Origin of the sequence: Streptomyces sp., assembly GCF_031178505.1 — a bacterium.
GTDB classification, from domain to species: Bacteria; Actinomycetota; Actinomycetes; order Streptomycetales; family Streptomycetaceae; genus Streptomyces; species Streptomyces gulbargensis.
In genome coordinates this window covers 1-12316 of the sequence record NZ_JAPSIW010000125.1, presented here as the reverse complement: position 1 = coordinate 12316, position 12316 = coordinate 1, and the positions used below count along the sequence as shown (strand labels likewise).

At 76.5% G+C, this 12316-nt stretch carries 11 protein-coding genes; 2 read left to right on the top strand and 9 right to left on the bottom strand.

Annotated elements, in window-relative coordinates:
* Together RIF68_RS11845 and RIF68_RS11840 are read right to left on the bottom strand one after the other, a co-directional pair.
* Window positions 1-761 (bottom strand): deoxyribodipyrimidine photo-lyase (locus RIF68_RS11845; RefSeq protein ID WP_309051153.1); only part of this gene is annotated, 761 nt, incomplete at its 3' end.
* 94 nt (window positions 762-855) lie between these two features.
* The gene (locus RIF68_RS11840; RefSeq protein ID WP_309051152.1) at window positions 856-2469 is read right to left on the bottom strand and encodes an SDR family oxidoreductase; all 1614 of its coding nucleotides are present in this window, start codon (window positions 2467-2469) and stop codon (window positions 856-858) included.
* Window positions 2470-2616: 147 nt separating this feature from the next.
* On the opposite strand from RIF68_RS11840, the gene RIF68_RS11835 reads away from it, so the two are divergent.
* The gene (locus RIF68_RS11835) at window positions 2617-3108 is read left to right on the top strand and encodes a MarR family transcriptional regulator (RefSeq protein WP_309051151.1); all 492 of its coding nucleotides are present in this window, start codon (window positions 2617-2619) and stop codon (window positions 3106-3108) included.
* Window positions 3109-3277: 169 nt separating this feature from the next.
* Window positions 3278-5416 (top strand): MMPL family transporter, encoded by a 2139-nt coding sequence (locus RIF68_RS11830; RefSeq protein WP_309051150.1) that lies wholly within the window; start codon window positions 3278-3280, stop codon window positions 5414-5416.
* A 49-nt stretch (window positions 5417-5465) separates the two neighbouring features.
* On the opposite strand, the gene RIF68_RS11825 is transcribed toward RIF68_RS11830, so the two are convergent.
* From RIF68_RS11825 to RIF68_RS11795, 7 genes are all read right to left on the bottom strand, one after another.
* On the bottom strand, window positions 5466-6218 hold the full coding sequence (locus tag RIF68_RS11825) for a 4'-phosphopantetheinyl transferase superfamily protein (protein ID WP_309051149.1): 753 nt from the start codon (window positions 6216-6218) through the stop codon (window positions 5466-5468).
* A gap of 7 nt (window positions 6219-6225) precedes the next feature.
* Window positions 6226-7515 (bottom strand): MFS transporter, encoded by a 1290-nt coding sequence (locus RIF68_RS11820; RefSeq protein ID WP_309051148.1) that lies wholly within the window; start codon window positions 7513-7515, stop codon window positions 6226-6228.
* Window positions 7516-7609: 94 nt separating this feature from the next.
* Window positions 7610-7987, bottom strand: coding sequence for a hypothetical protein (locus tag RIF68_RS11815; RefSeq protein ID WP_309051147.1), 378 nt, complete (start codon window positions 7985-7987; stop codon window positions 7610-7612).
* The gene (locus RIF68_RS11810) at window positions 7975-9264 is read right to left on the bottom strand and encodes a glutamate synthase-related protein (protein ID WP_309051146.1); all 1290 of its coding nucleotides are present in this window, start codon (window positions 9262-9264) and stop codon (window positions 7975-7977) included. Before RIF68_RS11810 ends, RIF68_RS11815 begins: the two co-directional genes overlap by 13 nt.
* Window positions 9261-10274 (bottom strand): asparagine synthetase A, encoded by a 1014-nt coding sequence (locus RIF68_RS11805; RefSeq protein WP_309051145.1) that lies wholly within the window; start codon window positions 10272-10274, stop codon window positions 9261-9263. Before RIF68_RS11805 ends, RIF68_RS11810 begins: the two co-directional genes overlap by 4 nt.
* Window positions 10275-10453: 179 nt before the next feature.
* A complete protein-coding gene (locus RIF68_RS11800) occupies window positions 10454-11785 on the bottom strand; it encodes a methylaspartate mutase (RefSeq protein ID WP_309051144.1) in 1332 nt (443 codons plus the stop codon).
* Window positions 11782-12192 carry a cobalamin-dependent protein gene (locus RIF68_RS11795; protein WP_309051143.1) on the bottom strand — a complete coding sequence of 137 codons (411 nt, stop codon included), beginning with the start codon at window positions 12190-12192 and terminating at the stop codon, window positions 11782-11784. The genes RIF68_RS11800 and RIF68_RS11795 overlap by 4 nt, the downstream gene beginning before the upstream one ends.
* Window positions 12193-12316 lie beyond the last annotated feature (124 nt).

The window sequence follows — 12316 nt, the reverse complement described above, 5'->3', positions numbered from 1 at the left end:
CGGGCGCGGGCGAGATGGAGGGCCTCGGTCGCGGAGACGGCGCCGAAGTGGAGGTACGGGGAGAGGCGCGAGGTCGCGTCGCCGGCGAGGTCGTCGTGGCGGTCCTCGTAGGCGTCGAGGCCCTGGGCGATCCAGGCCCGCAGCCGCTTGCGGCCCTCGCGTTCGCCGCCGGTGGCCAGGGCCGGGGAGACACCGGCCACGGAGGCGCGGCCGGGCAGCTCCTCGGAGCGCGGTTCCGGGGGCACCCGAACCGTCCGGGGCGCCGGGAGCGGTGCCCGCGGCGGTACGCCGGACCACCGCCGGTGGTAGGGGGTGAACACGGCGAAGTGGTCGGATCCTTGCGGGGTGACGTCGCCGGGCGGGACCACGGTCGTCACGGCGTCGTGCACGCGCAGGTGCCGGCCGTCGGCGGCCAGGGCGCGCCGCAGCCGGTCCTCGCGGGCGCGGGCGAAGGCGGAGTGCCCGGCGGCCACATGGACCTCGCCGGCGCCGGTCTCCCGTGCGACGGCGCACACCTCGGTCACGGTGTCCCCGTTCCGTACGACGAGTCGTCCGCCGCGTTTCCGCAGGCCCGCGTCCAGGTCGGCCAGGCAGTCGGCGAGGAACGCGAGCCGGTTGGGAGCCGCGAAGCCGGCGCGGTCGACGGCGGGGTCGCGGACGAACAGCGGCACGACCGCGTCCGCCGATGTCACGGCGGCGTGCAGGGGCGGATGGTCGTGCAGACGGAGGTCGGCGGTGAAGAGGACGACGGCGACGCTCATGGCGGTCACTTCCGGGATTCGGTCACCGGGCGGGCCGGTAGCCCGGGCCGGTGGGCTGGTGTGCTGCCTTCCCCCTCTTCGGTCCGCCGGCCCCTCACGGATGCGGGGGCGCGTGCGGGCGGCGGGCCGTGCGACGGGGCGCGCCGCGCCGGGCCGCCCGGTCGCCTCCGCCGCGTTCGGCCGTGCGGGCGATGTTCCTCGCCATGCCGCCGAAGACGACGGCGTGGAACGGGGCCACGCTCCACCAGTACACCTGGCCCCCGAGTCCGTGCGGGTGGAACAGGGCGCGCTGCCGGTATCGGGACCGCCCGGCGCCGTCCGGTTCGACGCACATCTCCAGCCAGGCCAGTCCCGGGAGCCGCATCTCGGCCCGCAGGCGCAGGAGGCTGCCCCGCTCGATCTCCTCGACCCGCCAGAAGTCGAGCGCGTCGCCGACCCGCAGGCGGGCCGCGTCGCGCCGGCCGCGCCGCAGGCCGACGCCGCCGAGGAGCCGGTCCAGCCAGCCCCGGACGGCCCAGGCCACGGGGAAGGAGTACCAGCCGTTCTCGCCGCCGATGCCCTCGACGACCCGCCACAGGGCCTCCGGGGAGGCGTCGACGGCCCGTTCCCGGACGTCGGTGTAGAGGCTGCCGCCCGCCCAGTCGGGGTCGGTGGGCAGCGGCTCGCCCGGGGCGCCGGGGAGCGAGGCGGAGGACCAGCGGGTGGTGACGTCGGCCTCCTGGACGCGGCGCAGGGCGAGCGCGACGGCCTCCTCGAAGGGCATGGGCGTGCCGGGCGGGTCGGGCACGTGGGCGGCGATGTCGTGTTCGGCGCAGACGACCTCGTACCGCAGGGATTCGGCGAGCGGGCGGGCGAGGGAGGCGGGGACGGGAGTGACGAGTCCGATCCACTGGCCGGAGAGGCGGGGGGTGAGCATGGGCACGGGCAGGATGAGCCGCCGGGGCAGGCGCGCGACGGCGGCGTACCGCAGCATCATGTCGTGGTAGCGCAGGATGTCGGGGCCACCGATGTCGAAGGCGCGGTTGACGTCCGGGGGCATGGTGGCGCTGCCGACGAGGTAGCGCAGGACGTCGCCGACGGCGATGGGCTGGACGCGGGTGCCGACCCAGCGCGGGGTCACCATCACGGGGAGGCGCTCGGTGAGGTAGCGGAGCATCTCGAAGGAGGCGGAGCCGGAGCCGATGACGACGGCGGCCCGCAGGACGGTGGTGGGGACGCCGGAATCGAGCAGGATGCGGCCGACCTCGGCCCGGGAGCGCAGGTGCGGGGAGAGTTCCCGTTCGGGGATGTCGGCGGGGGTGAGTCCGCCGAGGTAGACGATGCGGCGGACTCCTGCGGCGCGGGCCTCGGCGGCGAAGGTGCGGGCGGCCCGGCGGTCGGTCTCCTCGAAGTCGCGGCCCGCTCCCATGGAGTGGACGAGGTAGTAGGCGACGTCCACGCCGTCGAAGGCGGGCCGCAGGGTCGCCGCGTCGGTGACGTCACCGCGGATCACCTCGGTCCGGTTCACCCACGGGTGGTCGCGCAGGTGGGCCGGGGTGCGGGCGAGGCAGCGGACGCGGTGGCCGGCGTCGAGGAGCGCGGGGACGAGCCGTCCTCCGATGTAGCCGCCGGCTCCGGTCACCAGGCAGAGGAGCGGCGGGGCCGCGTCGCCGCCGGGCGCCGGTACCGGGCCGGTGCCGGTCGGGGGGCGGGGGTGGTGCGTCGCCATGGGGTCTGCTCCGTTTCGTCCCCGGACGGGTGGGGCGGGGTCTCGCGCGGGCGCGGTGCCCCCGGTGATTCTTCTCCCTCTCTTCCGCGCGCGCGGCCCGGGCGGATGCGGCGGACCGCCGTCCAGGGGTGTCTATAGGCTGAACGCGTGGCCAGCGAAGAAGACCGAGACACCCGTCCCGACCCGCGGAACGCGCCGGGTGACCTGCAGAGTTTCGCCGTCGCGCTGCGGCGGACGCAGGGCGAGATCAACCGTCTGGTGCACGGCTTCGCCCAGGCGCAGGGGCTGCACCCCACCGACGTCCAGGCGCTGGCGGTGGTCCTGGACAGCGAGGAGCCGCTGACGCCGGGGCGGCTGCGGGAGCATCTCGGACTGACCTCGGGGGCGGTGACGGCCTGTCTGGACCGGCTGGAGAGGGCCGGGCACATCCGCAGGACGCGGGAGAGCACGGACCGGCGGGTCGTGCACGTGCGGTACGAGGACGGGGCGAGGGCGGCGGCGCGGCGGTACTTCCTGCCGCTGGCGGAGGCGACGGAACGGGCGCGGGAGCGGTTCGCCCCGGAGGAGCTGGCGGTGGCGCTGCGTTTTCTGACCGTCCTGAACGAGGAGCTCGGCGCGCTGCGCGTACCGCGCCGCTGAACTTCCCCCGGCGCGGTGCGTCCGCACGGCCCGCCGGGACCGTAGAAGGTGGTGCGGGGCCGTTTCTCCCGTGGTCCCGGGGCGCCGCGCCGGGCACGGGGGCCACCGTGATAAAAACTCTCTCAATCATTGAGATAATGAACTGTCGAGCAATTTCTCCGGAGGCCTGATGCCCCGCTCGCCCCGCCCTCCCCGTACGACTCCCCCGCCCCGGACCCGGCTCCTGCTGCCCTTGGCGCTCCTCGCCGTCTGGCTGGTCGTCGGCGGCGCCCTCGGTCCCTTCGCCGGCCGGCTGGGCGAGGTCGCCACCAACGACCAGGCGGCCTTCCTGCCGCGCAGCGCCGAGTCGACGCGGGTCCTGGAGGAGCAGAAGGCCTTCCGCACCTCCGAGGCCGTCCCCGCGATCGTGGTGTGGACGGCCGACGGCGGCGGAACACTGGAGCCCGGCGCGGCCGGCCGCGCGACCCGGGCGGTCGCCGCGCTCGCCGGCCGGCCGGAACTCGCCGGACCCCCGTCCGTCGCCCTGCCCGCCGAGGACGGCCGGGCGCTGCGCGCGGTCGTCCCGCTGCGGCCCGGACTCGACGACGCGCTGCCCGACGCGCTCGACGAGATCCGGCGGGCGGCCGGCTCGGTGCCGGGGACCACCGTCCGGCTCGCGGGGCCCGCCGCCACCCAGGCCGACCTGTCCGGCGCGTTCTCCGGCATCGACGGCCTGCTGCTCGGCGTCGCCCTCGTCACCGTGCTCCTGATCCTGCTGGTCGTCTACCGCAGTGTGCTGCTGCCGGTGCTGATCATGCTGGGCGCGGTCTTCGCGCTCGGCCTGGCCTGCGCCCTCGTGTACGTCCTCGCCGACGCGGGCCTGGTCCGCGTGGACGGCCAGGTGCAGGGCATCCTCTCCATCCTGGTCATCGGCGCCGCCACCGACTACGCCCTGCTGCTCGCGGCCCGCTTCCGCGAGGAGCTCGCCGCCCCCGGCGCCGACCGCTTCTCCGCGATGCGCAAGGCGCTCCGCCGCTCCGTCGAGCCGATCGTCGCGAGCGCCGCCACCGTCGCCCTGGCCCTGGTGGCCCTGCTGGTCAGCGACCTCTCCAACAACCGGGCGCTCGGCCCCGTCGGCGCGATCGGCATCGTCTGCGCGGTGCTCGGCGCGCTCACCTTCCTGCCGGCGGCCCTGGTCCTCACGGGCCGTGCCGCGTACTGGCCGGCCCGTCCGGCCCCGCACGACGCCGGTCCGGCGAAGGGCGGCCGGGCCGTCTGGGAGCGGGTGGCCGCCCTGGTCGACCGCGCGCCGCGCCGGGTGTGGGCGTTCACCCTCGCCGGCCTCCTGGCCTGCGCGGCCTTCGCGCCCGCCCTCAGCTCCCGGGGCGTGCCCTTCGACGAGATCTTCGTGAACGACGCGCCGTCCGTCGCCGCCCAGGAGACGCTCGGCCGTCACTTCCCCGGCGGGGCGGGCAACCCCGCGGTGATCATCGCCGACGCCGACGCGGCCGGCGAGGTCGCCGCCGCCGCCCAGGGCGTGCCGGGCGTCGTCTCGGCCCACCCGGTGGACGGCGCGGGCCGTCCCGCGCGCGGCGCGCCGCCGGCGGTCGACGGCCGGGTACGGATCGACGCCACGCTCGCGGACGCCGCCGACAGCGACGCCGCGCGCGAGACCCTCCCCCGGCTCCGTACCGCCGTCCACGCCGTCCCCGGGGCTGACGCCCTCGTCGGCGGCACCACGGCGCAGCAGTACGACACCCAGCGCACCGCCGCGAGGGACCGCGCCGTCATCGTGCCGGTCGTCCTGGCGGTCATCCTGGTGATCCTGGTGGCCCTCCTCCGCTCCCTGGTGCTGCCGGTGCTGCTCGTCGCCACCGTCGCGCTCAACTTCGCCGCCACGCTCGGGGTCTCGGCCCTCGTCTTCGAGCACCTCCTCGGCTTCACCGGGACGGACGCGTCGGTGCCGCTGTACGGCTTCGTCTTCCTCGTCGCCCTCGGTGTCGACTACAACATCTTCCTGATGTCCCGGGTCCGCGAGGAGTCCCTCCGCCACGGCGTGGACGAGGGCGTCCGCATCGGTCTGACCGCCACCGGCGGGGTGATCACCTCGGCGGGCGTGGTGCTCGCGGCGACCTTCGCCGCGCTCGGCGTCATCCCGCTGGCCTTCCTCGTCCAGATCGCCTTCATCGTGGCGTTCGGCGTCCTCCTCGACACCCTCGTGGTCCGCTCCCTCCTGGTCCCGGCGCTGGTCCGCGACCTCGGACCGGTGGCCTGGTGGCCCGGCGCGCTGAGCCGCCGCCTCACGCCGGGACGCGCCGGCCCGTCCTGACGGCCCGGCGCGCCGGCCACCGGCGCGGGCGGGCCGGCGCGCCCGCAGCTCAGCGGCGGACGGCGACCGCCGCCCGGTGGCCGGACGGCACGGTCACGTCGGTGAGGAGCCAGCCCGGCGGAGCGGAAGGAGTCGGACCGGCACCGACGTACGTGGCCGCGGGGTCGGCGCCGAGCCCCACGCCGAGCCCCTTCAGATACGCCTCCTTCCGCGTCCAGACCCGCGCGAAGGCGGCCGGGCGGAGCGTCCCGTCCAGGGCGGCCAGTTCGGCGGACTCGGCCGGGTGGAGCACCTCGGCGGCCTCCGCCACGAGGTGCGGCGCCGGAACCCGTTCGATGTCCACGCCGACCGGGGTGGCGGCGACGGCGATCAGGCTCAGGCCCTCGCAGTGCGAGAGCGAGAAGTGCGGGCCGCCGTCCGCGAGGACGGGCCGGCCGTGCGCGCCGCCGCAGCAGGGGCACGGAGCCCGCTCCACCACCACGGCGCGGGGCGCGATGCCGAGGTGGGCGCCGAGCAGCCGGCGCAGCCCGACGTGCGCGCACAGGTAGGTGGCGCGGTCACCGGGCCGCCGGAACTCCTCGGCGCGGGCCAGTTCGGCCGCGTCCAGGACGAGGGGGGCGTACCGGGCGGCGCTGTCCCGGTGCGTCTCGGTGGGGACCAGCCACAGCCCGGGACGGAGCGGCCGGGCCTCGGGCGGCCTGGGCAGTGCCGCGGGCAGCGGCGGCAGCGGATCGGGGTACGGGGGGCCGGCGGGCCCGGGGGCGTACAGCTCGGGCGGGGGTGCTGGGGTCAGCGGACTCATCTCTGCCTCACACGGACGTGACGGTGGTCTCCGGGACGGTACGGACGCGGTCGCCGGTGCTCCGGTCCGCGGCCTTCTCCGTCCCTGCGCGCAGGGCGACGGCCGCGGCGAGCGGCGAGACCAGGGCGAGGGCGGCGCACAGCAGCCAGGTGCCGGTGACGCCGAGCTGCAGCGAGACCGGGGTGAACAGGGCCAGCGACAGAGGTGCGGCTCCGATCCCGGACAGCGCGAAGGTGGACATCGCCGCGCCCATCCTGCCGTCCGGCACGACCTGTTGATAGGCCGTCAGGAGAGCCGGGCCGTTGAGACCGGACAGCAGTCCGACGGCGGCGGCCGTGCCGGCGAGGGCGCCCGGCGAGGGGACGAGCGCCATGACGCCCATGCCGGCGGCGAGGCCGGCGCCGGTCAGCACCAGCTTGAACGAGGCCGGCACGCGGTGGGCGAGGGCGGCGCCCAGCGCGGCCGAGGCGAGCGCGCCCGCGCTGAACGCGGCGAGGACGAGGGCGACCGCGCCGACGCCCCAGCCCCGTTCGGCGGCGCGCAGCGGCAGGGCCACCTCGGCCGGCCACAGGAATGCCAGGTCCATGGCGAAGCAGGCGACGAACATCCACCGCAGGCGCGGGTGGGCCGCCAGGAGCCGGAAGCCGTCACCCGACCGGCGCAGCAGTGAGGGCCCCTGCGGGGCGGGCTCGGGCCGGGCCATGCCGTGCGTGACGTACGCGGCGCAGCCCAGCCACAGGACGCAGCCGGCCGCGGCGCCCGCCATGGCGAACGGCAGTCCGCCGACGACCACCAGCCAGGCCCCGAGGGGCGAGCCGGCGAGCGGGGCGAGCCGCAGCACCATGGAGAAGAGGGAATTGGCGCGCCCCAGGTGCTCCCGTGGTGCCAGTCGCGGCAGCAGAACGCCGGCGGCCGGGCCGCCGAGGCCCAGCAGGACGCCGTCGGCGAGGGCGATGACGACGAGCGGCCACAGGGAGTGGGTGGTGGCGGTGACGACGGCCCCCGCCGCGAGCACGAGGACGCGGACGCCGGTGGTGCGCAGCAGCAGGGCGCGGGGGCCGAGCAGGTCGGTGAGCGCGCCGCCGAAGAGGAGCAGGAGTGCGCGGGGCAGGGTGGCGGCGAGCGTCACGGCGGTGACGGCGCCCCGGCCGCCGAGCTGGACGGCAGTCCAGCTCATGGCGATGAGCAGGGCGAAGCTGCCCGCCTGGACGGCGGCCTGCCCGGCGACCAGACCGACGATCCGTCGCCGGTCGACGCCGCGCCCGACGGGCGGGAGGGGCGGGGTGGGCGTTGCCATGGGGTCGCTTTCTGTCGGGGGGCGGGCGCTGACGGTGTGGGACGTGGCTCTCAGGGGCGGTGCTCGTGTCCGGCGGCGCGGGCTCGCCCCCTCGTCACGGGCCGGTCCGGCCCCGGGCCCGGCCCCCCGCCGCGGGGGCCGGGGCCTGCCGGACGGGTGCGGCCGCGGGGCGGGCGGAGGGGCGGAGGCCGGTGGTGACCGCCGCGGCCACCGCGCGGGTGGTGGCCCGGCGCAGGGTGCGGGCCGGGACGTGGCGCGGGGCGCGCAGTTCGACGTGGCCGCCGAGGTAGCCGCGGCCGGCCTCGGCGAGGACGCGCTGGGCCGTGCGGCGGGCGGTGCCGTCGAGGCCGTACGGGAGGACGCGCCGGTCACCGGCCGCCGCGACGGTGATGCCGGGGACCTCCCGTACCGAGAAGCGGGCCCGGACGGCGCGCGGGGGGCGACGGCGGCGGGCCGGGGTCATGAGGGACATCGGGCTGTCGTGGCCGGCCACGGGTCCGGAGCCGTGTCCTGGTCCGGGGACCACAGGTCCTCGGGGGTCAGGGCGCCGGGCGTGTACGCGCCGAGGGCGCTGACGAGGAGGCGCAGTTCGAGGGCGAGGGCGTCGACGAGGCGTTCCAGGCCGTGCTCGGGGTCCTCGTCGACGGCGACGAGGGCGGCGCGGCCGAGGCCGACGGCGGTGGCGCCGAGGGCGAGGGCGCGGACGGCCCGGCCGCCTTCCCAGACGCCGCCGGTGGCGAGGAGGCAGCCGTCGGGGCGGCCGACGCGCCGCAGGGTCTCGGCGAGGGGCAGGCCGACGTGGTCGAGGAAGACGCCGGGGGCCCAGCCGGTGCCGCCCTCGGCGCCGTCCACGGTGACGGCGTCGGCTCCGGCGGCCCAGGCGGTGCGGGCGGCGTGGCCGATGTCGCGGCCGGGGTGGAACTTCACCCAGGTGCGGGCTTTGGGGAAGTTGTTGCGCATGAAGCGGAGTTGCTGGCGGAGGATCTCCTCGGTGAAGGTGCCGGGAGTGGCGCAGCGCAGCCGGTGGGGGGCGGTCTCGCCGAAGACCTCGCGGACGGTGAAGCGGCGGGCGAGCTGTTCGGCCTCGGCGCGGCCGACGACGGTCATGCCGCCGAGGCCGGGTTTGGCGCCCTGGCCGGTCTTCAGCTCGAAGGCGAGGCGGCCGCTCTCCAGGAGGGGGCGGAAGGAGGGGTCGCTGTAGAGGAGGTTCCACACCTCGGAGTCGGCGTCCTCGGTGGACTGCTGGACCACGATGCCGCCGACGCCGTCGGGAGCGGCCTCCAGATAGGCCTCGACACGGGCGAGGAGCGCGGAGCGGGTGGCGTCACCGGAGCGGCGGTAGCCGTGGACGGGGACCATGTTCTCGCCGATGACCATGGGGATGCCGAGACGGGCGGCCTGCCGGCTCGCGTGGACGGCGAGGTCGCCGCTGCCGGCCCGGGTGGAGCCGAAGGCGGAGAGGTAGAGGGGCAGCCGGGCGGTGAACCCGCCGGCGCGGGTGGTGAGGTCGACGTCGCCGAACTCCGGTTCGCGGGCCAGGTCGATGAGCTTCTCCAGCCGCCGCGGCATGAAGACGGGCGGCACGATCCGCATCCGGTCGAGCGCGTCCCCGCCGGCGGGGGCGGGGGTGGGACCGAAGAGGTGGCTGCCGTACGCGGCGGGGTCGGGGAAGACGGCGGCGGTGCCGTGCCGGGCACGGGCGCGGACCGCTTCCTCGGGGAAGCCGGGGGCGGTGAGGGCGGCGGTCACGGGGCGATCACCCCGGGGAGCTTCGGGTAGGCGCTGACCTGCCAGAGGGCGTCGAGTCCGGTGAGGAAGCGGACGAGGCGCTGAAGGCCCATGCCGAAGCCGGCGCTGGCGGGGATGCCCTCGCGGGCCTCCTTCAGGTACCAGGCGTACTTGGCGGGGTTCTCGCCGCTCTCGCGCATGCGGGTGACGAGGGTGGCGTAGTCGGCCTCGCGTTCGCTGCCGGAGACGAGTTCGCCGAAGCCGTGCGGGGCGATGAGGTCGAAGTTCCGCAGGACGCCCGGGCGTTCGGGGTCCTCGCGGTCGTAGAAGCCGCGCGAGCCCTTGGGGTAGTCGTCGACGAAGAAGGGCCGGTCGCTCTCCAGGGAGAGGATGCGCTCGCCGGCCCAGTCGATCTCGCCGTCGGGGTTCTGCGGGTGGCCGAGGGAGAGGAGCCGGGCGACGGCCTCCTGGTGGGTGCGGGTGTCGTACTTGCCGGCGCGGACGTCCGCGAAGTCGGCCTCGACGCGGCCGAGTCCGGTGAGGACGTCGGGGACGGTGGTCCACACGTGCTCGGTGACGTGGGTGAGGAGGCCGGCGGCGATCTCCTGGGCGTCCTCGCGGCTCGCGCCGGCGATCTCCACGTCGATCTGGTGGAACTCGACCAGGTGGCGGCCGGTGGTGGCGGTCTCCTCGGGCTCCACGCGGACGTTGGGGGCGATGTAGAAGAGGCGCGGGAAGCCCCGCAGGGAGGCCTGCTTGTAGAGGATGGCGCTGGTCATCAGCTTGTACGGGTGCCCGTAGTAGTCGACGTCCAGGGCCTTGGCGCCGCGCCCGCCCGGGTCGGTGACGGGTCCGACGAGCGGCGGCAGCAGCTCGGTGAACCCCTCGCCGCGCAGGTGGTCGCGGGCGGCCTGGAGGGCCTCCTGCTGGACGAGCATGGCGGCGCGCAGCCGGGGCGAGCGCAGGTGCTCGCCGAGCGGGGGCGGGGTGCCGGGCGCTGTGGTGTCGGCGGTGGGAGCGGGCAGGTCCATGGCGGGGCTCCTGTTCGTACGGGTCGGGTCGGGCGGGGGTGGTGCGGGCCCGGTCGGCGGGGCGGCAGGGGCAGGGGCGGGGGACGCCGGGTCGGTCGGCGACCGGGCGGCCGGGGACGAGCGGCGGCGGAAGTTGACGGTAGGTCAGACGGTGAGCGGGTCGGCGCGGTGGCGGCGAGTCAGACGGTGAGCGGGTCGGCGCGGTGGCGGGCGTGGTGGTCCGCGCGGTCGCACGCCTCCCCGGCGCCGTCCGTGCCCGCTTCCCCGCCGTCGTACCGGTCGGCGACGTGGTGGAGGGCGGTGAGCAGGCCGGCGGCGGTGAGCGGGGCCGCGTCGGCGGCGGTGTCGGCGCGCAGCGGCATGGCTCCGGTGCGGGCCCAGCGGAGCCGCCCGGCCGGGTCGATGAAGCCGAGCGAGCGGCCGGGGTTGTCGGGGTGGAGGCAGAAGGGCACGTCGAGCAGGCCGCGTTCGAAGGCGGCGGGCAGGGCGCGGGAGAGATCGGGGTGCAGGCCGAGGACGGCTTCCACGAGGGCGCGCGCCTCCTGGTACACCTCGCTGTCGGCCGCGTCCGCCGGGGTGGCCGGGGCTCCGGCGAGGGCGGCGGCCGCGGCGGCGGTCTCCAGGGCGCGGACGTTCTCGTCCACGGTGGGGATGCGGTGGGCCTCGGCGGCCGTCTTGACGATGAGCCGGCCGGCCCCGGCCCGTACCGCGAGCCGGGCGGAGGCCTCCAGGAGCCGGGTGGCGCCGCGCTCGGTGCGCGGGTGGACGCCCATGTACGTGTAGAGGACGACGTGCCGGTCGACCCCGGCCGGGAGGAATTCGGCGGCGAGCCGGTCCAGGGCGCGCAGGGCCTCCTCGTCCTGGCCGGGGTGGGTCTGCTGGGCGTAGCTCAGGGAGACGCTGCGGAGACCGTGCCGGACGAAGAACAGGCACTCCAGGACGCTGGTGGCGACCAGCAGGCCCGGCGGGCACAGCTGGCCGAGCAGGCAGCCGCCGAAGCTCTCCAGGTGCGGCGTGGTGCCGGGACGGGCGCCGGTGACCAGCAGGTCGCAGGCGCGGACCCAGGCGGCGACGGAGTCCCGGAGGGGGGTGCGGCCGTAGGGCAGGCAGTACGAGACGGGGCCGCCCTCGGTGGCGTCGAGGCCGGCGGCCGTGAGGGCCCGGACGATGGGCTCGGGGCGGGCGGAGCCGTGCCGGACCTGTACGGGGAAGTCGGCGCCGTGCAGCCCGTCGAGGACCGCGCGGGTGGTCGGCGCGGAGTGCGCGGCGATCGGGTAGCCGTTGAGGCGGGCGCCGTCGGCGACGGCGGCGCGGGCGGCGGCGAGGTCACCGACGCGGGTGTAGCTGTCGACGGTGAGGGTGCCGGCGGTGTGGGCGGTGGCGGCCCGGGTGCGGGCGAGTCCGGCCCGCATGAGGCCGGGGTCGCCGAAGCCCATGCGGGGCTGGACGACGAGTCGGCCGGCGGCGGCGGAGGCCGCCACGAAGGCGCCGAAGGACGAGGGCGTCGTCACGCCGGCACCTCCCTGCGCGTCCCGGCGGCGAGGAAGCCGCGCAGCGCGTCCAGGTCGTCCCCGAGGACGGCGTCGCAGCCGGCCTCCAGGAGGCGTGCGACGTCCTCGTCCTGGCTGCGTCCGGCCACGCCGAGCTTGCCGCCGAGGACGACCGGCAGGGCGGTGAGGGCCGGCTCGGAGCGCAGCCGGCGGATCGCGGTGAGACCGTCGCGGTAGCCGTGTCCGTTGACGCTGCTGAGCACGACCGCGTCGGGCGCGTGCCGGCGGCAGGCGTCCGTGAGCAGCTCGGCGCTCACGCAGGGGCCGAGCCCGACGACCTCGTGGCCGAGTTCCTCCAGAAAGAGCCGGAGGTACACGAGATTCCACGTATGGGAATCCGACGCGGTTCCGCTCAAGAGAATCTTCATGTCTGAAGACTATTTTTCTCCGGGTTCCGGAAGGGGAAGTCGGGGCGGCAGCAACGACCGGCACTTTCCTTTCCCCCGGATGTACGGAAAAGGCGCCGCGCCCCGCATGTGGATGCGGGGCGCG